Genomic DNA, 20,727 nt, shown 5'->3' on the forward strand with positions numbered 1-20,727 from the left:
TATGACCCGTTCTGCGGCCTGCAGCCTGGCAGGCCGGCTCGATTAACGAAGCGCGCCGTTTAACCAGAATGGCGCATGCGATAAGGCCTGCTTGCGGCTGGCTTCATACCAGCCCTGGCGGCGTTCGGCCAACGCCAGCTGCAGCTCGCGCCAGCTGTCGATATATGGCCCGGTCTGTTCGTCGGGGTAGGCCCCGGCCAGCAGGATAAGCGCCGACACCTGACGCGTCAGGCGCGGCAGCTGTTCCTGGTATTCATCGTCGTTCAGCGTGCGGTTGAACGCCTCTTTCAGCTCGGCGGCGCTGCGCCCCAGCATGATGTCGCAAAAACGTTTGAAGGAGCCATCGAGCCTGGCCTGCGCCTTGGCGTCGATGAATGGGCGCCAGGCGCCGGTCACCAGCCAAGATGTGAGCGCCAACTTACACTGCAGGTACTCTGCGCTGTAGCACAGCACCTGCGGTTGGGTGGTTTTATCCACCAACAGCGGTTCGAGCGCGGTCAGGCGGGCGCGCAGATCGGCGCTGGCCTTGCGCGGCACCAGGCCGCCGAAGACAACCAGCGCCTGACGGATCAGCGCAATCGCCTCCATCACCGAACGGCGCGCCTGGGCGTCGCCGCGCAGCCACAGCTCTTCGTGGTATTGCCAATGGCTGAGCGCCAGTTCGAAGCTGGCGATCATGCCCTGCTCGACGCTGGATTTGGCCGCCGGTTTCAGCACGTTCAGCGGACGGCGCTCACGCGCGGCATCGCCCTGCGCCAGGTGGTAACCGCGCGCCGCCTTGCTCAAGCTGCCCTGGCGCAGACCGCCGTGCTCGGCCAGCGCATTGGCCAGCGCCAGCAGATCGCCGGTGTTGCCCTGCTGGAGCTCGAGCTCAATCTCGCACAGTGCCTCGCTCAATTCACCCGCGCGCACCTCCCCCTGATCGAGGCCAACCTCAATCTCGCTTTCGCCGTAAGTGACCACCCACTTCTCCCGCGCGAAATCGGTACGGAACAGCGGCTGCAGCGCCTGTTGCAGCGCCGCGAGGTCGCAGCCCTCTGGCCAGATGTCGGCCGGGAACCGTTCCAGCGCCAGCTCCGGCGCGGCGATGGCGACGTTGTACTCCGGCCGCTGATGCAGGCCGCCCACCACCTTGCCGGCGGTTTTGATGGTCATTTCGTAGCTGTCGTCGAACCCGCGAATGCGCAGGCCCATATCCTGACTGCGCAGGAAATTGTCGGCAGTTTCGAAGTAAATGTTGGTCAGCTTCTGCGGCGCGGAATGCTGGTTCGGCCAGGCCGCCAACTGCTGCGGCAATGCGGCGACCGCCTCCGGAGTGGCAATAAATTTCAGTTCTATTTCAACGGTCATAAGTCTTTTACACCAATAGGTTACGCATTCACGTCTGGCGGTGCCGCACGGCCTTGGCCTGCCGCATGCCGCTCGATGACGCACTGTTGCCGTTATCTTACCGCGATTCCCGGCCCCTTAACCCTGCTAACTGCAGAAAAAACCTGTTACGTTATAAAACGCTGCGCAACTCACGGAATCTGCCACAGTAAGATAGTTCTCATTCCGGTTTTAGCGTTGCGTCGTCAGACTGAACGCTCTACTATCGTTCCATAAATTCACACAGAAACGATGAACTAATGCAGAAATTACGCCTGATTTGCCTTGCCGTGCTGAGCTTCAGCATCTCTTGGGGCGCACATGCCGAAGATAAACGCTATATCTCCGATGAATTGAGCACTTATGTCCATAGCGGCCCGGGCAATCAGTACCGCATTGTCGGCACCCTGAACGCCGGTGAAGAAGTCACCCTGTTGAGCGTAAATGACGCGACCCATTACGGCCAGATCCGCGATCCGAAAGGCCGCACCACCTGGATCCCCCTCGATCAGCTGAGCCAAACGCCAAGCCTGCGCACCCGCGTGCCGGAGCTGGAACAGCAGGTGAAAACCCTGACCGACAAACTGGCCAACATCGACAACAGCTGGAACCAGCGCACCGCTGAAATGCAGCAAAAAGTGGCGGGCAGCGACAGCACCATCAGCGGCCTGCAGCAGGAAAATCAGGAGCTGAAAAACCAGCTGGTGGTCGCGCAGAAGAAGGTTAGCGCGGTCAATCTGCAGCTCGACGACAAGCAGCGCACCATTATCCTGCAGTGGTTCATGTACGGCGGCGGCGTGGCCGGCGTCGGCCTGCTGCTGGGTCTGCTGCTGCCGCACCTGATCCCGCGTCGCAAGAACAGCAACCGCTGGATGAACTGATTTCAGTATCGTTCAGTTTGAATTCGGGCGCCTGTGGGCGCCCTTTTTATTGGCGCCGACATCCCGTCGCCAATTCATGTAATCTGATAGACAGAGCCCCAAAACAAATTCAGGAGTTAACAGTGCAGATTTACCTGGTCGGCGGCGCCGTCCGCGACGGCCTGCTCGATATTCCGGTGTTCGACCGCGACTGGGTGGTGGTCGGCGCCACGCCGGCGGAGCTGCTGGCGATGGGTTATCAGCAGGTCGGTAAAGACTTCCCGGTATTCCTCAATCCTGAAACCCATGAGGAATACGCGCTGGCGCGCACCGAACGCAAATCCGGCCAGGGTTACACCGGCTTTACCTGCTACGCCGCGCCGGACGTTACCCTGGAGGAAGACCTGCTGCGGCGCGACCTGACCATCAACGCCATCGCCCGCTCCGCCGAAGGTGAGTTGATCGACCCGTATCAGGGCGTGGCCGATCTGCAGGCGCGGGTGCTGCGCCACGTCTCCGACGCCTTTGGCGAAGATCCTTTGCGCGTGCTGCGCGTGGCGCGCTTCGCCGCCCGCTTCGCCCATCTGGGGTTCAGCATCGCCGGGGAAACCCTGGCGCTGATGCGCCGCATGGCGCACAGCGGCGAGCTGGCGGCGCTGACCGCCGAACGGGTGTGGAAAGAAACCGAGAAGGCGCTGCAAAGCCAAAGCCCGCAGGTGTATTTCCAGGTGCTGCGCGACTGCGGCGCGCTGGCGGTGCTGTTCCCGGAAATCGATGCCCTGTTCGGCGTGCCGGCGCCCGCCAAGTGGCACCCGGAGATCGACACCGGCGTCCACACCCTGATGACGCTGGCGATCGCCGCTCGGCTCAGCCCGGAGGTAGAGGTGCGCTTCTCCGCGCTGTGTCACGATCTGGGCAAGGGATTGACGCCGAAAGAGTTTTGGCCGCACCATCACGGCCATGGGCCGGCCGGCGTGCGGCTGGTCGAAGCCCTGTGCCAACGGCTGCGGGTGCCCAACCCGGTGCGCGATCTGGCCAGGCTGGTGGCCGAATATCACGACCTGATCCATACGGTGAACAAGCTGCGGCCGGAAACCCTGCTGAAGCTGTTTGACGCCGTGGACGTGTGGCGCAAACCGCAGCGGCTGGAGCAGATGATCCTGACCAGCGAAGCGGACGCGCGCGGCCGCACCGGCTTCGAGAATAACCCGTATCCGCAGGGCGACTATTTGCGCCAGGCCTATCGGGTGGCCAATGCGGTGTCGATTAAAGAGGTGGTGGCCAGCGGGCTGCAGGGCCTGGCGATCCGCGACGAGCTCAAACGCCGCCGCCAGCAGGCGCTGAGCGACTGGAAGCGCACTCAGGATATTCTGCCCGATCAGGCATAAAAAAACCCCGCGCCGCGGGGTTTTTTATTGGCATCGCCGCTTACATGAAGACCATGTAAACCACGGCCGCGACGATAAAGCGATAGATGGCGAACGGCACGAACGAGATGCGTTTGATCAGCGTCAGGAAGGTCTTGATCGCAATCAGCGCCACCACGAAGGCGGTGGCGAAACCGACGGCGAACATCGGCAAGTCACCCATCGTCAGGAAGTGCAGGCTCTTGTACAGATCCAGGCCGCTGGCGCCGATCATCATCGGCACCGCCAGAATGAAGGAGAACTCGGAGGCCGCGTAACGGTTCACGCCCACCAGCATGCCGCCGGCGATGGTGGAGCCTGAGCGGGAGAAGCCCGGCCACAGCGCCAGACACTGGAAGCAGCCGATCATGAACGCCTGGCGGTAGGTAATGTCATCCAGCCCTTCCGCACTCGGTTTTTTCGGCTTCAGCCATTCCGCCGCCAGCAGCAGGAAACCGCCGACCACCAGTGCGTACATCACGTTTTTCGGTGCGAACAGCGACTTGATCACGTCGTGGAACACCAGGCCCAACACCACCGCCGGGATCATCGCCAGCAGAATATGGCCCAGTTTCAAACGGCCCGCGGTCTTGCCTTCGTGCTCCACCGGCTTGCCGCCAAAGTGGATGCCGATCAGGCCGAACAGGCGGCGCCAGAACATCACCACCACCGCCAGAATCGATCCCAGCTGAATGATGACTTCAAAGGTTTTGGCCTTGTCGCCGGTGAAGCCCAGCCACTCGCCGACGATAATCATGTGCCCGGTGGAAGACACCGGCAAGAACTCCGTTAACCCTTCGACCACCCCAAGAACAAACGCGATAAACAGTGAATGCATGTCCGCCATGTGCTTCGATCACCCCATAAATTTACGGCTATAAACATAAAAAAGCGGCAGTGCTAAATACAGTGCCGCTAAAACAATTCTCAGGTTAAGACCAGGTTAACGGCCTTTCGTTGCATGCAGATGACATAAAAATCACGCAGGACGGGTGCCACGCTCAATGATGACGCCGACCCGATTGGCATGTGCTACAGCGCCCGGTTTGCTGACCTTAATACGGACCCAGGGGGAATTGAAGCGCTGGAGCAAAATTTCGGATATTTCCTCCGCCACGCGCTCCACCAGCGCGAAGCGGTTCGGTTCGACGTGCTGGATGATGGCTTCGCTGATGTCGGCGTAACTCAGACAGTCGTCGACGTCGTCGCTGGCGGCGGCGGTACGGTTATCCCAGCCCATTTCGATATCGAACACCAGCTTCTGGCGAATGCTTTGTTCCCAATCATAAACGCCAATGGTGGTAATTACGGTAAGCTCTTCAATAAATACGATATCCATCACGTCATTCTCTGTTTTTGGCCTTGCCGGATACCACTTCCAGCGGAATATGCGTATTATCCATAGATGTTGCGAGTAAAACGACCATTATTAAACGGAACCGCGTTATGAGTGCTACCGCGCTTGGCATGATTATCTTCGCGTATCTGTGTGGCTCAATTTCCAGCGCGATCCTGGTTTGCCGGATCGCCAGGCTGCCCGATCCGCGTGAACATGGCTCAGGGAATCCAGGAGCGACCAACGTCCTGCGCATCGGCGGCCGCCTGGCGGCGGCGGCGGTGCTGGTTTTCGATATCCTGAAAGGAATGCTGCCGGTCTGGCTGGCCTATAAGCTGGAGGTGCCGCCGCTGTATCTGGGCCTGACGGCGATCGCCGCCTGCCTGGGGCATATCTACCCGGTGTTCTTCCACTTCCGCGGCGGCAAGGGCGTGGCGACGGCCTTTGGCGCCATCGCGCCGATCGGCTGGGATCTGACCGGCCTGATGACCGGCACCTGGCTGTTGACGGTGTTGCTCAGCGGCTATTCTTCGCTGGGCGCCATCGTGAGCGCGCTGATCGCCCCGTTCTACGTCTGGTGGTTCAAACCGCAGTTCACCTTCCCGGTGGCGATGCTCTCCTGCCTGATCCTGATGCGGCATCACGATAACATCCAGCGCCTGTGGCGCGGCCAGGAAGGGAAAATCTGGGGCAAGTTCCGCAAGAAGAAGGCCGATGCGGCCGAAGCGGAAGAAAAGAAAGAACCCTAGAAGTAAAAGGCCGGAAATTTCCGGCCTTTTCTTTATCTATCGATCGGTGCGCTGCGCGAGCCGGGAGCCGGGCAAGGCGCCTCTGCGCTTATACCGCAGGCAGCTCCGCCAGCGGCCAGCGCGGCCGCACCGAAACGCTCAGCTCGGGGTTGGCGCCGCTTTGCAGCCGCACCAGGCCGGCGTAGGCGATCATCGCGCCGTTGTCGGTACAGAATTCCGGACGGGCGTAGAACACCTCCCCGCCGCGTTTTTGCATCATCTCCGCCAGCCTGGCCCGCAGCGTGCGGTTGGCGCTGACGCCGCCCGCCATCACCAGCCGTTTGAAGCCGGTTTGATCCAGTGCGCGCTTGCACTTGATCGCCAGCGTATCCACCACCGCATCTTCGAACGCGCGCGCGATGTCGGCGCGGGTTTGATCGTCGCCGCCGTTGGAACGAATGGTGTTGGCCGCGAAGGTTTTCAGCCCGGAGAAACTGAAATCCAGCCCCGGCCGATCGGTCATCGGCCGCGGGAAGGTGAAACGCCCCGCCACGCCCTGCTGCGCCATCTTCGACAGCATCGGCCCGCCGGGGTAATCCAGCCCGAGCAGCTTGGCGGTTTTGTCGAAAGCTTCACCGGCGGCGTCGTCGATCGATTCGCCCAGCAGCGCATACTCACCGATGCCGGTGACGCTGATCAACTGGGTATGACCGCCGGAAACCAGCAGCGCGACAAACGGGAAGGCCGGCGGGTTGTCTTCCAGCATCGGCGCCAGCAGGTGGCCTTCCATATGGTGCACCGGCACGGCGGGCACGTTCCAGGCGAACGCCAGCGCGCGGCCCACGGTGGCGCCGACCAGCAACGCCCCCACCAGGCCCGGCCCGGCGGTATAGGCCACGCCGTCGATATCGGCCGCGCTCAGGTTGGCTTCCTTCAGCGCCGCCTGAATCAGCGGCACGGTTTTGCGCACGTGATCGCGGGAGGCCAGTTCCGGCACCACGCCGCCGTAGTCGGCATGCAGCTTCACCTGGCTGTATAATTGGTTGGCCAACAAACCGGCTTGATCGTCATACACTGCAATTCCGGTTTCATCGCAGGAGGTTTCTATACCCAGTACTCGCATTACATTTCCCATCATTCACGTGCGGCCGTCAGTTTATCACAATCGGCATCATTTTCCGCCAGCGCCGCGCATCTTGCCGCCACCTCGCCGCTATGTCGATGATTCCTGCGGTAAATGCCGATTTGATTAAAAACGAGCATTTTTTTCTGATTAGTCTATAATCAGCGCCCGATGCAAAATTGCGCACGTTTTACCAGGGCGGCGCAGGTTTCAATTTGCTGTGGTGCTTTACAAAGCAGCATCCGTTGAAGTAAAATTCCGCACCATTTTGAAAAGGCTGGCGCTTGGCCAGCAGCAAACCGAATTTTATTGAGGTGAGAGGCACATGCCGGTAATTAAAGTACGTGAAAACGAGCCATTTGACGTTGCTCTGCGTCGTTTCAAACGCTCTTGCGAGAAAGCAGGCGTTTTAGCTGAAGTTCGTCGTCGTGAGTTCTATGAAAAACCGACTACCGAACGTAAACGCGCTAAAGCTTCCGCTGTGAAACGTCACGCGAAGAAACTGGCTCGCGAAAACGCACGCCGCACTCGTCTGTATTAATTCTTCGGGGGCAACCCCGCCGCGTGAATTTCTGATTTTAAAAATCGCGCAGACCGAGTAGTTGCATACGAAGGCCGTGCTTTCCGAAAGGAATGCGCGGCTTGTTCTCGTTTATAGGCTAGTGAAGTAAGGGCTTATGGCTGGACGAATTCCGCGCGTATTTATCAATGACTTGCTGGCTCGCACCGACATCGTCGATCTGATCGACGCGCGGGTGAAGCTCAAGAAGCAGGGCAAGAACTATCACGCGTGCTGTCCGTTCCACCACGAAAAGACGCCTTCATTTACCGTTAATGGCGACAAGCAGTTTTATCACTGTTTTGGTTGTGGTGCGCACGGCAACGCCGTCGACTTTCTGATGAATTACGACAGGCTCGAGTTTGTCGAAACCATCGAAGAGCTGGCGACCATGCACGGGCTGGAAGTGCCTTACGAGGCAGGCACCGGACCGACCCAAATCGAACGTCATCAGCGGCAGAGCCTGTATCAACTGATGGAACAGCTCAGCGCGTTCTATCAACAGTCACTGCATCAGCCCACCGGCACGCCGGCGCGCAGCTACCTGCAGCAGCGCGGGTTGAGCGACGACGTTATCCGCCATTTCGCCATCGGCTTTGCCCCGGCCGGATGGGATAACGCACTGAAGCGTTTTGGGCGCGACGCCGACTCGCGCCGCGCATTGAACGATGCCGGCATGCTGGTGACTAACGATCAAGGACGCACCTACGATCGTTTCCGCGAGCGCGTGATGTTCCCTATCCGCGATAAGCGCGGGCGGGTGATCGCCTTTGGCGGGCGCGTGCTGGGCGACGGCATGCCGAAGTACCTGAACTCGCCGGAAACCGAAGTATTCCACAAGGGCCGCCAATTGTACGGCCTGTATGAAGCACAGCAGAGCCACCCTAACCTGCAGCGATTGCTGGTGGTGGAAGGCTATATGGACGTGGTGGCGTTGGCGCAATACGGCATCGATTATGCCGTCGCCTCGCTCGGAACCTCGACGACGGCTGAACATATTCAGCTGCTGTTCCGCGCCACCGATAACGTCATCTGCTGTTACGACGGCGACCGCGCCGGCCGTGAAGCGGCCTGGCGCGCGCTGGAGACCGCACTGCCCTACCTGAACGACGGGCGGCAGCTGCGGTTCATGTTTTTGCCCGACGGCGAAGATCCGGACACCCTGGTGCGCAAAGAGGGCAAAGCGGTTTTCGAACAACGGATGGAGCAGGCGCAGCCGCTTTCCACTTTCCTGTTCGAAACGCTGATGCCGCAGGTGGATTTGAGCAGCCCGGACGGGCGCGCCAAGCTGAGCACGCTGGCGCTGCCGCTGATTACTCAGGTGCCGGGCGAAACGTTGCGCTTGTACCTGCGCCAGCAGCTCGGCAGCAAGCTGGGTTTGCTGGACGACAGCCAGCTCGACAAGCTGATGCCCAAGCAGGCTGAAAATGCGAATACCTATCAGGCGCCCCAGCTAAAACGCACAACCATGCGTATACTGATAGGGTTACTGGTGCAAAACCCGCAGTTGGCTACACTTATCCCTTCGCTCGAGGGGCTGGAGCAGACCAAACAGGCGGGGTTGCCGCTGTTCGTTGAACTGGTGCAGACCTGTTTGGCGCAGCCGGGGCTGACCACCGGGCAGTTGCTGGAGCTGTACCGCGACAACAAATTCAGCCAGCAGCTTGAAACCTTGGCGACATGGAACCATATGATCGTTGAGGATATGGTCGAACAGACCTTTTTGGATACGTTAGCCAGCCTGTATGACTCGGTGCTCGAGCAACGGCTGGAAACGCTGATCGCGCAGGCCAGGACGCACGGCCTAAGCCCGGAAGAACGTGAAGAAGTCCGTTCGCTCAACCAGGTTTTAGCGAAGAAAAACTGAATACCAAACGGCTTAAGTGCCGATAAATGCGAGGGCAGAGCCCTGCAATATGCCGCCACAGTGGGCCGCGGCAACAACAAAAACGCCCCAAATGCTATTGTTGGCGGTTTCGCCGACCGACACCAACCCAAATACTCTGAAGTGTGGATACCGTCTTATGGAGCAAAACCCGCAGTCACAGCTTAAACTTCTTGTCCAACGCGGTAAGGAGCAAGGCTATCTGACCTATGCTGAGGTCAATGACCATCTGCCGGAAGATATCGTCGACTCCGATCAGATCGAAGACATCATCCAGATGATTAACGACATGGGCATCCAGGTGATGGAAGAAGCACCGGACGCCGATGACCTGTTGCTCGCTGAAAACTCGAACAGCACCGATGAAGACGCGGAAGAAGCCGCCGCTCAGGTGCTGTCCAGCGTGGAATCTGAAATCGGCCGCACCACCGACCCGGTGCGCATGTACATGCGCGAAATGGGTACCGTTGAACTGCTGACGCGCGAAGGCGAAATCGACATCGCCAAACGCATCGAAGACGGCATCAATCAGGTGCAGTGCTCCGTCGCGGAATACCCGGAAGCCATTACCTACCTGCTGGAGCAGTACGATCGCGTTGAAGCGGGCGAAGCGCGCCTGTCTGACCTGATCACCGGTTTCGTCGATCCGAACGCGGAAGAGGACATCGCCCCTACCGCCACCCACGTCGGTTCTGAACTGTCGACCGAAGAACAGGACGACGACGAAGAAGAAGACGACGACGACGACGACGCTGAAGACGACAACAGCATCGATCCGGAGCTGGCGCGCCAGAAATTCACCGACCTGCGCGATCAGTACGAAGCGACCCGTTTGGTGATCAAAAAGAACGGCCGCAGCCACGCCAGCGCAGCAGAAGAAATCCTGAAGCTGTCTGACGTGTTCAAGCAGTTCCGCCTGGTGCCGAAGCAGTTCGACTTCCTGGTCAACAGCATGCGCACCATGATGGACCGCGTTCGCACCCAGGAACGCATCATCATGAAGCTGTGCGTCGAACAGTGCAAAATGCCGAAGAAAAACTTCGTCACCCTGTTCGCCGGCAACGAAACCAGCGATTCCTGGTTCGAAGCGGCGCTGGCCATGGCCAAGCCATGGTCAGAGAAGCTGAAAGACGTTGCGGAAGACGTGCAGCGCAGCCTGCAGAAACTGCGTCAGATCGAAGAAGAAACCGGCCTGACCATCGAGCAGGTGAAAGACATCAACCGCCGCATGTCGATCGGTGAAGCGAAAGCCCGCCGCGCGAAGAAAGAAATGGTTGAGGCCAACCTGCGTCTGGTTATTTCGATCGCCAAGAAATACACCAACCGCGGCCTGCAGTTCCTGGATCTGATCCAGGAGGGCAACATCGGCCTGATGAAAGCGGTAGACAAGTTTGAATACCGTCGCGGTTATAAGTTCTCGACCTACGCCACCTGGTGGATCCGTCAGGCTATCACCCGCTCCATCGCCGACCAGGCGCGCACCATCCGTATTCCGGTGCATATGATTGAGACCATCAACAAGCTCAACCGTATCTCGCGCCAGATGCTGCAAGAGATGGGCCGCGAGCCGACGCCGGAAGAACTGGCTGAGCGCATGCTGATGCCGGAAGACAAAATCCGCAAAGTGCTGAAGATCGCCAAAGAGCCGATCTCCATGGAAACGCCGATCGGTGATGATGAAGATTCGCATCTGGGCGATTTCATCGAGGACACCACCCTCGAGCTGCCGCTGGATTCCGCCACCTCGGAAAGCCTGCGTTCCGCTACGCACGACGTGCTGGCCGGGCTGACCGCGCGCGAAGCCAAAGTGCTGCGCATGCGTTTCGGCATCGACATGAACACCGACCACACGCTGGAAGAAGTGGGCAAACAGTTCGACGTTACCCGCGAGCGTATTCGTCAGATCGAAGCGAAAGCGTTGCGTAAATTGCGCCACCCTAGCCGTTCTGAAGTGCTGCGCAGCTTCCTGGACGACTAAGTCCGGCCGTCAGCCAACAACAAAAACCCCGGCACGCCGGGGTTTTTTATTGCCTGCTATTAATCGCCGCATCTCACTCCAGAGCCAGAAACAGCTCGCGATAGCTGGCGGTAAGCTGCTCCAGCGTGGCGCGGTTCAATCCGCTGGGGTTAGGCAATACCCAGACCTCGGTTTTTCCCAGCATCATCTCCTGCCTGCCCCAGGGCGCATTTTTCACCCCGAAGGCGCTGCTGAACGCCTGTTTGCCGAGAATGGCCAACGCCCGCGGCTGGTAACGCAGAATTTTTTCCTTCAACGCCTCGCCGCCGCCGCGCAGCTCGTCGCGCGACAGCTCGCTGGCGGCCACCGTTGGGCGCGCCACCAGCGCGGTGATGCCGCAGCCGTCGTCCTGCAGCCGGCGCCACTGCTCAGGCGCCAGCTGGCTGCGGGTAAAGCCGGCCTGATGAACCACCTTCCAGAAGCGGTTGCTGCCGTTGGCGAAGGGATAGCCCTGATGGGCGGAGGAGAGGCCGGGATTGATGCCGCAAAACACCACCCGCAGATGGGGCGCCAGAAGTTCCATGAGTATTGCGAGTCCATTTAAGGGGATTTATAGCGGTTATCGCAAAATCCGCCAGCAATTACAACAGGCTAGAACTGCGCAGAAAAGCAACATACGGGCGGGTAACAGTAGACCTGCGCCGAGGGATTACCGTATAATCTCGCCGCTTGGCCCCTTAGCTCAGTGGTTAGAGCAGGCGACTCATAATCGCTTGGTCGCTGGTTCAAACCCAGCAGGGGCCACCAAATTTTAGCTTTAAAATCATATAATTAAGCCACCTACCAAGGTGGCTTTTTTGTTTTTAGTTTATAGTGGCGATAAAAAGGCGATAAGAAATGCAAACCTTTCATGCTTGTGTAAGCACACCCGTTTTAGTTCCACACACTTTTTGAGGCTTCCGTTTTTTCAGCCATCAGCCGGTACTCTTCCGGCATCAGGATAAAAAAGACCAAGAGATCGAACAGCAAATGGAGTTGTTACAGGACTAACTCGGATATTACCCCCTTCTAGGGGCGTCGTGTAAAGCCACCTCCTCAGGAGGTGGTCTTTTACTTTCTGGAGTCAGTAACAGAAAAATAGCAGCAGCCTGCCACCATTTTCTTTCATTTCTCACCTCGCAACCACCCAATCGCCAAGCTAACCAAGAAGCCGGCAAAGAAGATCGCGATAGCCATAGCGATTGATTTCCACCACTCGTCAAACCAAAACAATGCAACAAATGCCGCTATAGAGAACAGGCCAATGACTATGGACTCCGCCAGGTCAGCAGTTTGCCGGCCAACAAATTTAACGAACTTCACAAGAAAGGATTTTAGCCAGCTCATGGTTAACACCTGCGCAAAACTGATTAGAAGAATTATTGATGTAGATGAGATATGGCTCTAAGAAGCTCTCAACGAGAAAATATGCCATATCCAGATTCATCCCCCTTATCTTGTAAAACGTTTTGGGGAATTTCACCTGCATACGCCTGGAAGCGAGCGCGGCTTCCTCAATCATCCCTTGGAACATAACCACGTTCAGAATGGCAGTCGTGCTGTACTTGATAAACCGCTTGTAGACGAGGCCGTAGCTCGCCTTGCGTATGATGTTTGAGGCTATTTTATTGGCAATGAAAAATTGCGTCACACTACGGCCCGCGATAAACCCTTCCGCACGGTTAATCTCACCTGCAACAGCGCTCTTGCTGCCCTCATCAAGTTTTGAATAAAAGTCGTTGATGACAATCATGACCAACTTCCGTATTGGCTCTTGCTTATCAACGGCTGATCGAATCAAAGAAACAAACCGTTCAGTTTCCCTAAAATTCCGCTCCTTAAGACTGCTACCAGCCGCCCCCGCACCCTCCCACGTTCTTCGAACGCTGTAGCCAAGGCTAACCGGTATCGAACCTAGCCCCTCAGCAATTCCCTTAGCTATCTGCTTGACGTCCATACGCTTTCCCTAAGCAAAAATTGTCAAGACCAAAGAATAACCAAACAACAAACAGATTACCAATTCACGCATTTTTCAGTTTGTTCGAAACGGCTTAACCCTCCAGCCCCCCTGCCGGGCCTGGCTCGTCGCGTTCTGACGACATTTCCACGCGATCCACTTCAAACATGAGGCGCCGCCGCCGAGCCTCCCAGCGCAGCGCTCAGAGGCATTTCATCCACCCGGGTTTTGCCGTCGGTGCGCCAGCTGTTCGGCGCGCAGCAGGATTTCCTGCAGATCGTCCTCATCGATATCGAACAGCTCGCCCTGCATCAGCGCCTGATGCAGATCGGCGCGGGTGATCGACACGGCGTCGATCGGCAGGCTGGCCGGCTTGGCCTCCGCCGGCGCCAGCGGGTGCGGGTAACGCCGCCCGGCCAGGTTGTTGAACAGTATCGCCAGCGCCGCCAGCAGCACCGAGTTGAGCAACACCGGGTAAAGCACGAACTGATAGCCCATCTGGTGGATGCCCGGCCCGCCGAGGATGGCGGTCAGGGCCACCGCGCCGCCGGGCGGATGCAGGCAGCGCAGCTTGAACATCAGGCCAATCGCCAGGCAGGCAGCCAGCCCGCAGGCTAACCCGGGATCGGCGACCAGCAAGCCGCTGCTGACCCCCACCACCGCCGCCAGCGTATTGCCGCCGACGATCGACCAGGGCTGCGCCAGCGGGCTGTTCGGCACGCCAAACAGCAGTACCGCCGAAGCGCCCATCGGGGCGATAAACCACAGGTTCACCTCGCCCAGAATAAAATGGCTGATCCAGCCGGCAATCATCAACCCCAGACCCGCCCCGATGCTGGAAAGCGCAATCTCTCTTTTACCCACCGCCAACGGGTGTGGCCACAGGCGCGCACATCCCACTTTTACCTTTTCTATCCACTGCGTTTTCATATTACCCGGCACGGCCAAATTCACTTGTTGGCAACAAAGATATCACATCATCAGCGATGGAATAACGCTGCGGGCGCTGCCGCAGCCATGAACTTTGTCCTAACAGATTGATCTTTAGCCACCCCTCGGCAATTATCAATGTTCCGACCCTAGCCTTGAGGAAAAGCCGATGTCTCAACCGATTGTCGAGCTGTATGCCGACAGCCAATTTTTCAGCCCTTATGCCATGTCCGCGTTCGTCGCGTTGACGGAAAAGAACATTCCCTTCAGCGTGAAACCGATAGATTTGGCGCAGGCAGAAAACCAGAGCGCCGCCTATGCGTCGCTGTCGTTGTCACGTCGGGTGCCAACGCTGGTGATGGGTGAGTTTCAGCTTTCCGAATCTTCGGCAATCACCGAATACCTGGAGGACATTCATCCGGCCCATGCGGTCTACCCGCGCGACGTCAAGCAACGCGCCAAGGCGCGCGAAATCCAGGCCTGGCTGCGCAGCGATCTGCTGGCGATCCGCGCCGAACGCCCGACCGAAGCCATCTTCGGCGGCGCTAAATTTCCACCGCTGTCCGCCGCCGCGCAGGAGGCCGCCCGCAAGCTGATCGCCGCCGCCGAGAGGCTGCTGAGTCACGGGCAGGATGATCTGTTCAGGGAGTGGTGCATCGCCGATACCGATCTGGCGCTGATGCTCAACCGGCTGGTGATGCACGGCGACGAGGTGCCGGAACGCATTCGCCACTATGCGCAAAAGCAGTGGCAGCGTCCCTCGGTGCAGGCCTGGTTGGCGCTGCCGGAGAAAATGCGCGGCTGATAAAAAAACCGGCGGCCACGACGCCGCCGTTCTCAACGCTGAGAAACAACATCACTGCTTGAGGGAAGACGGCTCACCATCCGGCGGGCAAATAGCCTAACAACGAAGCGATGGCGTACACCGCGCTGGCCAGGTACAGCAGCACGATACTGGCCTGCAGCAACGGGTGGGTGATCCAACTGCACTGCCAGCGCGGGGTTTGGTCGCCGTGCTTGCGCGCGCCGCGCAGGATCAGCATCGGCATGATCGACAGGATCACCCCGCTGAACACCCCGGCGAAGTACAGCGCGTTAACGAACGACACCAGCCCGCTGTAGGCCAATACGAACGGCGGCACCACCACCAGCAACAGTACGCCGAAGCGGCGCAGCGGCTGCTCGTCGTTGCCCAACCGGAACTTGTCGAAGATATTGGTCAGGAAGCTGCCGCCCAATCCCCAATAAGAGGTCAGCATCGCGCACAGCGCGAAGATGTTGGCGGAGAAGAACGCCCACTGCCCCAGCGCCTGGCCCCAGGAGATGGTCGCCACGTCGGAGATATCGTCCAGCCCGCTGAGCGCGATCACCGACATCGGCACCGCCGCCAGCAGCACAAAGGTCACCGCCATGCCGACCATAATCGCCTTCGGCAGCTGCTCCGGTTTGTCGGAAAAGCCGCGCGCCATTTCCGGCACGATGTACTGCGCAGAGAAGCAGAACACCACCACGTTGAACACCGGCACCATAAAGCGCCAGTCGCCGTCCAGCAGGTTGCGCATCTGGGTGGTGTCTTTCAGCAGCGTCGCCGCCACCAGCGCGGTCAGCATCACCACCATGCCGATGCTGATGAACTTCTCGCCGCGGCCAATCGCCTTCAGCCCGAGATACAGCACCCCCGCCGCCGGCACGAAAAACAGCAGGCTGCCGAGCGCCGGCGAAATGCCGAACAGCGACTGCAGCAGCTTGCCGCTGCCGGTCATGTAGGCGGTCAGCGCGCCGATGCTGTTGACGCACACCGAAGCGAACATCAGCCAGGCGCCCACGCCGCCGACGTAGCGCTTCGCCAGCCCGCTAAGCTGCAGGTGAGCGCGGGTGCGCAGCGTGGATTCGGCGACGTACAGCATGGTGATGGTGGTCAGCCCGCCGACCAGCACCAGCCAGAACAACAGCGGCAAAAAGCCGGCCTTGCTGGAGGCGTAGGCGATGGACAGCACGCCGGCGCCGATGTTGGTGCCGACGATCATCGCCACCCCTTCGAGAAAACTCAGTGATTTGGCGGGTGCAGGTGCTCGCACCCCGGCGGCAAGCGCCGGAGAAACATAGGTGTTATCAGAAGACATGCATCATCCTTTATCGCCCGGCGGCTGCGGCCACCGGGGCAGGTTAATTTCCCGGTGGTTAACAGCTCACATCGATACACAGGTATTTCAGCTCCAGATATTCTTCAATCCCGTAGCGCGATCCTTCACGCCCGAGCCCTGACTGTTTCACGCCGCCGAACGGCGCGACTTCGTTGGAAATCAGTCCGGTATTGATGCCGACCATGCCGTACTCCAGCGCTTCCGGCACGCGCCACTGGCGCGAGGCGTTTTGCGTGAACAGATAGGCGGCCAGGCCGAATTCGGTGTCGTTGGCCATGGCGATGGCCTCCGCTTCGTCATGGAAGCGGAACAGCGGCGCCACCGGGCCGAAGGTCTCCTCTTTGGCGAAGCGCATCTTCTGGGTGACGCCGGTCACCACCGTCGGCTGGAAGAACGTGCCGCCCAGCGCGTGCGGTTGACCGCCGGTGGCGATCTGCGCGCCCTTGATCAAGGCATCGTCGATGTGGCTCTGCACCTTCTCCACCGCATCGCCGTCGATCAGCGGCCCCTGGGTGGTGCCCTCGTGGCTGCCGTCGCCGACCTTCAGCTGTTCGACCGCCGCCACCAGCTTCTCCGCCAGGCGGTCGTAGATGCCGTCCTGCACGTAGATGCGGTTGGCGCAAACGCAGGTCTGGCCGCTGTTGCGGAATTTCGAGGCCATGATGCCCGCCACCGCCGCGTCCAGATTGGCGTCGTCGAACACGATCACCGGCGCGTTGCCGCCCAGCTCCAGCGACAGCTTCTTGATGCTCGGCGCGCACTGCGCCATCAGGATGCGGCCAACCTCGGTCGAGCCGGTAAAGCTCAGCTTGCGCACCACCGGGCTGTCGCACAGCACCTTGCCTACCTGCGCCGCTTCGCCGGTCACCACCTGCAGTACGCCCGGCGGGATGCCGGCGTCCTGCGCCAGCCTGGCCAGCGCCAGCGCGGTCAAAGGGGTTTGCTCGGCCGGTTTGACGATGATGGCGCAGCCTGCCGCCAGCGCCGGCGCCACCTTGCGGGTAATCATCGCCGCCGGGAAGTTCCACGGGGTAATGGCCGCGCACACGCCGATCGGCTGCTTCACCACCACCAGCCGCTGCGAAGCCTGCGGCGCCTGCAGCACCGCGCCGTCGACCCGCTTGGCCTCCTCGGCGAACCAGGTGATGAACGAGGCGGCGTAGGCCACTTCGCCGCGCGCTTCCGCCAGCGATTTACCCTGCTCGGCGGTCATCAGCTGCGCCAGGTCTTCCTGGGCGGCCAGCACCTGGTCGGCCCAGGCCAACAGCAAGGCGGCGCGCTGCCTGGCGGTCAGCTGCTTCCAACTCTGCTGCGCCAGCTGCGCCGCGTTGATCGCCTGCTGAGTTTCTTCTTCGCTCACCAGCGGAATGCTGGCCAGTTCGGCGCCGGTGGCCGGGTTGATCACCGCTTCGCGTTTGCCGCTCAGCGCGTCGCACCACTCGCCGTTGATCAGGCACTGGCTGCGCAGCAGTTCGGGATTATTCAGTTTCATCGCGCGCACTCCTTATTGAGCCAGCGCGCGGGACAGAATGCCCAACGCCTTGGTGAACTGGTCTTCAGGAATGGTCAGCGGGTACAGGAAGCGGATCACATTGCCGTTCACCCCGCAGCTCAGCAGCAACAGCCCTTCTTCCAGCGCCTTCTGCTGAACCTGGCGGGTAATCTCCGCCGAAGGTTTGCCGGCGGGATCGTTGAATTCGACCGCCACCATCGAACCCTGGGCGCGGATATCGGCGATCGCCGGGCTGGTTTTGCGCGCCTGCTGCAGCACCTCCACCAGATGCTGGCCCAGACGCTGCGCACGCTGGCACAGCTGCTCTTCTTCAATCACGTCCAGCACCGCGTGCGCCGCGGCCACCGCCAGCGGGTTACCGGCATAGGTGCCGCCCAGCCCGCCCGGCGCCGGGGCGTCCATCACTTCCGCGCGGCCGGCCACCGCCGACAGCGGCATGCCGCCCGCCAGGCTTTTAGCCATGGTGATCAGATCCGGTTTGACGCCGTAATGTTCCATGGCGAACAGCTTGCCGGTGCGGGCGAAGCCGGTCTGCACTTCGTCGGCAATCAGCAACATGCCGTGCCGATCGCACAGCGCGCGCAGCGCCTGCATGAAATCGGCCGGGGCCACGTTGAAGCCGCCCTCGCCCTGCACCGGCTCCAGCACGATCGCCGCCACCTGTTTGGGATCGATATCCGCTTTAAAGATGCGCTCCAGGCTGTTCATCGCGTCTTCGGTGCTCACGCCGTACAGCGCGTTCGGGTACTGGCCGTGGAACACCGAGCCCGGGAACGGCCCGAAGCCCAGTTTGTAAGGGGCCACTTTGCCGGTCAGCGCCATGGTCATGTAGGTGCGGCCGTGGAAACCGCCGCCGAAGGTGATCAGGCCGGGGCGGCCGGTATGGGCGCGGGCGATTTTGACCGCGTTCTCCACCGCTTCCGCACCGGTGGTGAAGAACGCGGTTTTACACGGGCCGGCGATCGGCGCGCGCTGGTTGATGCGCTCCGCCAGCGAGACATAGCTTTCGTAAGGGACTATCTGGTAAGCGGTATGGGTAAAGGCCTGCAGCTGTTTTTCAATCGCCGCGATCACCTTCGGGTGGCGGTGCCCGGTATTCAGTACCGCGATACCCGAGGCAAAATCGATAACTTCATTGCCTTCCACATCCCACAGCGTGGCGTTTTCTGCACGCTCGGCGTAAAAACCACACATCACGCCGACTCCGCGCGGAGTAGCGTCCTGACGGCGTTGGTTCAATTCTGCGTTGTTCATGCTGTTATCTCCGATCGGGGGCTTGTCAGACGTTTTGTTCACATTCGTGAAACAATGACGTTTATTTACACAGGATGTGGCCCTATAATCGAGTGCCAGTTACGAATAATTGAGGGATCCAATTGCGCTCACTGAGTGGTGATCTGCTGCTGCAGCGCCTCGGCGAACAACCCGACGACAAGCTGCACAAACGGCTTTACAACGCGATCCGCACCAGCATTCTCGACGGCAGCCTGCCGCCCTCCAGCCGCCTGCCGGCCTCGCGCGATTTGGCGCAGGAGCTCAGCCTGTCGCGCAACACGGTTTTAACCGTTTATGAACAACTGCTGGCGGAAGGCTATGTTTTGGCGCGCCAGGGAAGCGGAACATTCGTCGCCGAAACCGTGCCGGACAGCTGTTTATCCACCAGCAGCGTGCCCGTCGGCAGCGACGGGCAGCAGAGGGGCATCGAGCTGTCGGATCGCGGCGCCGCGCTGCTGCACCACGCCAGCGCCAGCCCCAAACAGTGGGGGGCATTCATTCCCGGCGTGCCGGACGTCAACGCCTTCCCGCACCCGTTGTTCAGCAAGATCCAGGCGCGTATCAGCCGCCGGCCGACGCCCCAGCGGCTGACCTACAGCAACCAGGGCGGCAGCCCCGAGCTGCAGCACGCGCTGGTGGATTACCTGCGGGTGGCGCGCTCGGTGCGCTGCTCGCCGGAACAAATATTGATTACCGAGGGCATTCATCAGGCGATAGACCTGGTGACGCGCATGCTGTGCAACCCGGGAGACGACGCCTGGATCGAAGAGCCCGGCTACTGGGGGATCCGCAATATTCTGCGGATGAATGCGCTGAACATCTGCCCGCTGGCGGTGGATGAGGCCGGCCTGGTGCCGCCGGAGCAGCCGACCAACCCGCCGCGGCTGATTTTCGTCACCCCGTCGCACCAGTATCCGCTGGGTTCGGTGATGAGCCTGGCGCGCCGCCAGCGGCTGCTGGCGCTGGCGCGCAACGCCGGCGGCTGGATCGTCGAGGACGACTACGACAGCGAGTTCCGTTTCTCCGGCCAGCCGATCCCGGCGCTGCAGGGGCTGGAAGCCGATGCGCCGGTGATCTATATCGGCACCTTCAGCAAAACGCTGTATCCGGCGCTGCGGCTCGGTTACGTGGTGCTGCCCCAGCCGTTGGCGCAGGCGCTGAAGACCGCCCACGCCGAGCTGTATCGCGGTGGCCATCTGCTGATCCAGACCGCGCTGGCGGAGTTCATTCAGCAAGGCCATTACACCGCGCATATCCGCCGCATGCGGCTGCTGTACGCGCGGCGGCGCGCCTTTCTCACCCATCTCATCGAACAGCATCTGGGCAAACAGGCGCTGAGCGAGTTCAACAACAACGCCGGGCTGCATCTGATCCTCAATCTGCCGGACGAAACCGACGACGTGGCTATCGCCGCCGCCGCCAGCGCGCGCGGCGTTCTGGTGCGGCCGCTGTCGCGCTACTACATGCTGCCCAGCCGACGGCGCGGCCTGCTGATGGGCTTCGCCTGCGTGCCGGAAGAGCAAATGGCCGCCGCCTTTACCCAGCTGCTGGCGTGCATCGAAGCGCCGGAAGCAACTCCCTGACTTTCCGGCTGCTGCGCCCGACCAGGCAGCGGTATGCTCAGCGTGGGACATGATATCAGCAGGC

19 protein-coding genes and 1 tRNA gene are annotated in these 20,727 nt (G+C 60.3%); 9 read left to right on the plus strand and 11 right to left on the minus strand.

The genetic code is table 11. The annotated features are described in order from the left end of the window. Nucleotides 1–42: 42 nt before the first annotated feature. Nucleotides 43–1,350, minus strand: a complete 1,308-nt coding sequence (locus CKW09_RS21260; RefSeq protein ID WP_095099308.1) for a CYTH domain-containing protein — start codon at nucleotides 1,348–1,350, stop codon at nucleotides 43–45. Nucleotides 1,351–1,628: 278 nt separating this feature from the next. Between CKW09_RS21260 and CKW09_RS21265 the strand changes: the two genes are divergently transcribed. Beyond that, a complete protein-coding gene (locus tag CKW09_RS21265) occupies nucleotides 1,629–2,249 on the plus strand; it encodes a TIGR04211 family SH3 domain-containing protein (RefSeq protein WP_061797205.1) in 621 nt (206 codons plus the stop codon). Nucleotides 2,250–2,371: 122 nt separating this feature from the next. Then, nucleotides 2,372–3,616: a multifunctional CCA addition/repair protein gene (locus CKW09_RS21270; protein ID WP_095099317.1), complete on the plus strand. Its 1,245-nt coding sequence runs from the start codon at nucleotides 2,372–2,374 to the stop codon at nucleotides 3,614–3,616. A gap of 40 nt (nucleotides 3,617–3,656) precedes the next feature. Here CKW09_RS21270 and bacA read toward each other — a convergent pair whose 3' ends face one another. Together bacA and folB are read right to left on the minus strand one after the other, a co-directional pair. After that, nucleotides 3,657–4,481, minus strand: coding sequence for an undecaprenyl-diphosphate phosphatase (gene bacA / locus CKW09_RS21275; protein WP_061797201.1), 825 nt, complete (start codon nucleotides 4,479–4,481; stop codon nucleotides 3,657–3,659). Nucleotides 4,482–4,613: 132 nt separating this feature from the next. After that, the gene (gene folB, locus CKW09_RS21280; RefSeq protein ID WP_061797199.1) at nucleotides 4,614–4,973 is read right to left on the minus strand and encodes a bifunctional dihydroneopterin aldolase/7,8-dihydroneopterin epimerase; all 360 of its coding nucleotides are present in this window, start codon (nucleotides 4,971–4,973) and stop codon (nucleotides 4,614–4,616) included. Nucleotides 4,974–5,080: 107 nt separating this feature from the next. On the opposite strand from folB, the gene plsY reads away from it, so the two are divergent. Then, the gene (plsY, locus tag CKW09_RS21285; RefSeq protein WP_061797197.1) at nucleotides 5,081–5,719 is read left to right on the plus strand and encodes a glycerol-3-phosphate 1-O-acyltransferase PlsY; all 639 of its coding nucleotides are present in this window, start codon (nucleotides 5,081–5,083) and stop codon (nucleotides 5,717–5,719) included. Between the two features lie 88 nt (nucleotides 5,720–5,807). Here plsY and tsaD read toward each other — a convergent pair whose 3' ends face one another. Continuing rightward, complete coding sequence (tsaD, locus tag CKW09_RS21290; protein ID WP_061797195.1) at nucleotides 5,808–6,821, minus strand: tRNA (adenosine(37)-N6)-threonylcarbamoyltransferase complex transferase subunit TsaD; 1,014 nt, start codon at nucleotides 6,819–6,821, stop codon at nucleotides 5,808–5,810. Between the two features lie 325 nt (nucleotides 6,822–7,146). Between tsaD and rpsU the strand changes: the two genes are divergently transcribed. The 3 genes from rpsU to rpoD all read left to right on the plus strand — a co-directional run bounded on the left by rpsU (nucleotide 7,147) and on the right by rpoD (nucleotide 11,243). Beyond that, on the plus strand, nucleotides 7,147–7,362 hold the full coding sequence (rpsU, locus tag CKW09_RS21295; protein WP_001144069.1) for a 30S ribosomal protein S21: 216 nt from the start codon (nucleotides 7,147–7,149) through the stop codon (nucleotides 7,360–7,362). 136 nt (nucleotides 7,363–7,498) lie between these two features. After that, the gene (dnaG, locus tag CKW09_RS21300; RefSeq protein WP_061797193.1) at nucleotides 7,499–9,247 is read left to right on the plus strand and encodes a DNA primase; all 1,749 of its coding nucleotides are present in this window, start codon (nucleotides 7,499–7,501) and stop codon (nucleotides 9,245–9,247) included. A 157-nt stretch (nucleotides 9,248–9,404) separates the two neighbouring features. Beyond that, nucleotides 9,405–11,243, plus strand: a complete 1,839-nt coding sequence (gene rpoD / locus CKW09_RS21305; protein WP_061797192.1) for an RNA polymerase sigma factor RpoD — start codon at nucleotides 9,405–9,407, stop codon at nucleotides 11,241–11,243. A 73-nt stretch (nucleotides 11,244–11,316) separates the two neighbouring features. Here the strand turns inward: rpoD and mug are convergent, their stop codons facing one another. Next, nucleotides 11,317–11,805, minus strand: coding sequence for a G/U mismatch-specific DNA glycosylase (mug, locus tag CKW09_RS21310; protein ID WP_095099329.1), 489 nt, complete (start codon nucleotides 11,803–11,805; stop codon nucleotides 11,317–11,319). Between the two features lie 148 nt (nucleotides 11,806–11,953). Here mug and CKW09_RS21315 point away from each other — a divergent pair. Next, a tRNA-Ile gene (locus CKW09_RS21315) sits at nucleotides 11,954–12,029 on the plus strand. A gap of 357 nt (nucleotides 12,030–12,386) precedes the next feature. Here the strand turns inward: CKW09_RS21315 and CKW09_RS21320 are convergent. The 3 genes from CKW09_RS21320 to CKW09_RS21330 form a co-directional block, all read right to left on the minus strand. Then, a complete protein-coding gene (locus CKW09_RS21320) occupies nucleotides 12,387–12,608 on the minus strand; it encodes a hypothetical protein (protein WP_129543330.1) in 222 nt (73 codons plus the stop codon). Next, nucleotides 12,571–13,218, minus strand: coding sequence for a hypothetical protein (locus tag CKW09_RS24810; RefSeq protein ID WP_181907830.1), 648 nt, complete (start codon nucleotides 13,216–13,218; stop codon nucleotides 12,571–12,573). Before CKW09_RS24810 ends, CKW09_RS21320 begins: the two co-directional genes overlap by 38 nt. Before the next feature lie 213 nt (nucleotides 13,219–13,431). After that, a complete protein-coding gene (locus CKW09_RS21330; protein WP_095099334.1) occupies nucleotides 13,432–14,148 on the minus strand; it encodes an HPP family protein in 717 nt (238 codons plus the stop codon). 169 nt (nucleotides 14,149–14,317) lie between these two features. Here CKW09_RS21330 and yfcF point away from each other — a divergent pair, with 169 nt between their 5' ends. Then, a complete protein-coding gene (gene yfcF, locus CKW09_RS21335; protein WP_061797184.1) occupies nucleotides 14,318–14,953 on the plus strand; it encodes a glutathione transferase in 636 nt (211 codons plus the stop codon). Nucleotides 14,954–15,026: 73 nt separating this feature from the next. Here yfcF and CKW09_RS21340 read toward each other — a convergent pair whose 3' ends face one another. From CKW09_RS21340 to CKW09_RS21350, 3 genes are read right to left on the minus strand one after another with little or no spacing between them, the layout of a single operon-like run. Further along, on the minus strand, nucleotides 15,027–16,271 hold the full coding sequence (locus tag CKW09_RS21340) for an aromatic amino acid transport family protein (RefSeq protein WP_061797182.1): 1,245 nt from the start codon (nucleotides 16,269–16,271) through the stop codon (nucleotides 15,027–15,029). Nucleotides 16,272–16,329: 58 nt separating this feature from the next. Next, nucleotides 16,330–17,784 (minus strand): NAD-dependent succinate-semialdehyde dehydrogenase, encoded by a 1,455-nt coding sequence (locus CKW09_RS21345; protein ID WP_061797181.1) that lies wholly within the window; start codon nucleotides 17,782–17,784, stop codon nucleotides 16,330–16,332. Nucleotides 17,785–17,796: 12 nt separating this feature from the next. Further along, nucleotides 17,797–19,059, minus strand: coding sequence for a 4-aminobutyrate--2-oxoglutarate transaminase (locus tag CKW09_RS21350; RefSeq protein ID WP_095099337.1), 1,263 nt, complete (start codon nucleotides 19,057–19,059; stop codon nucleotides 17,797–17,799). 122 nt (nucleotides 19,060–19,181) lie between these two features. On the opposite strand from CKW09_RS21350, the gene pdxR reads away from it, so the two are divergent. Continuing rightward, nucleotides 19,182–20,663, plus strand: a complete 1,482-nt coding sequence (gene pdxR, locus CKW09_RS21355; protein WP_061797178.1) for a MocR-like pyridoxine biosynthesis transcription factor PdxR — start codon at nucleotides 19,182–19,184, stop codon at nucleotides 20,661–20,663. Nucleotides 20,664–20,727 lie beyond the last annotated feature (64 nt).

Origin of the sequence: Serratia ficaria (assembly GCF_900187015.1) — a bacterium.
GTDB classification, from domain to species: domain Bacteria; phylum Pseudomonadota; class Gammaproteobacteria; order Enterobacterales; family Enterobacteriaceae; genus Serratia; species Serratia ficaria.

Bases quoted from the DNA above. Each gene is read 5' to 3' on its own strand.
- tsaD (WP_061797195.1), bottom strand. From the start codon at position 6,821: ATGCGAGTACTGGGTATAGAAACCTCCTGCGATGAAACCGGAATTGCA.
- plsY (WP_061797197.1), top strand. From the start codon at position 5,081: ATGAGTGCTACCGCGCTTGGCATGATTATCTTCGCGTATCTGTGTGGC.
- CKW09_RS21350 (WP_095099337.1), bottom strand. From the start codon at position 19,059: ATGAACAACGCAGAATTGAACCAACGCCGTCAGGACGCTACTCCGCGC.
- yfcF (WP_061797184.1), top strand. From the start codon at position 14,318: ATGTCTCAACCGATTGTCGAGCTGTATGCCGACAGCCAATTTTTCAGC.
- CKW09_RS21265 (WP_061797205.1), top strand. From the start codon at position 1,629: ATGCAGAAATTACGCCTGATTTGCCTTGCCGTGCTGAGCTTCAGCATC.
- CKW09_RS21330 (WP_095099334.1), bottom strand. From the start codon at position 14,148: ATGAAAACGCAGTGGATAGAAAAGGTAAAAGTGGGATGTGCGCGCCTG.
- CKW09_RS21345 (WP_061797181.1), bottom strand. From the start codon at position 17,784: ATGAAACTGAATAATCCCGAACTGCTGCGCAGCCAGTGCCTGATCAAC.
- CKW09_RS21320 (WP_129543330.1), bottom strand. From the start codon at position 12,608: ATGAGCTGGCTAAAATCCTTTCTTGTGAAGTTCGTTAAATTTGTTGGC.
- folB (WP_061797199.1), bottom strand. From the start codon at position 4,973: ATGGATATCGTATTTATTGAAGAGCTTACCGTAATTACCACCATTGGC.
- CKW09_RS21340 (WP_061797182.1), bottom strand. From the start codon at position 16,271: ATGTCTTCTGATAACACCTATGTTTCTCCGGCGCTTGCCGCCGGGGTG.
- CKW09_RS24810 (WP_181907830.1), bottom strand. From the start codon at position 13,218: ATGGACGTCAAGCAGATAGCTAAGGGAATTGCTGAGGGGCTAGGTTCG.
- mug (WP_095099329.1), bottom strand. From the start codon at position 11,805: ATGGAACTTCTGGCGCCCCATCTGCGGGTGGTGTTTTGCGGCATCAAT.
- dnaG (WP_061797193.1), top strand. From the start codon at position 7,499: ATGGCTGGACGAATTCCGCGCGTATTTATCAATGACTTGCTGGCTCGC.
- bacA (WP_061797201.1), bottom strand. From the start codon at position 4,481: ATGGCGGACATGCATTCACTGTTTATCGCGTTTGTTCTTGGGGTGGTC.
- rpsU (WP_001144069.1), top strand. From the start codon at position 7,147: ATGCCGGTAATTAAAGTACGTGAAAACGAGCCATTTGACGTTGCTCTG.
- rpoD (WP_061797192.1), top strand. From the start codon at position 9,405: ATGGAGCAAAACCCGCAGTCACAGCTTAAACTTCTTGTCCAACGCGGT.
- CKW09_RS21260 (WP_095099308.1), bottom strand. From the start codon at position 1,350: ATGACCGTTGAAATAGAACTGAAATTTATTGCCACTCCGGAGGCGGTC.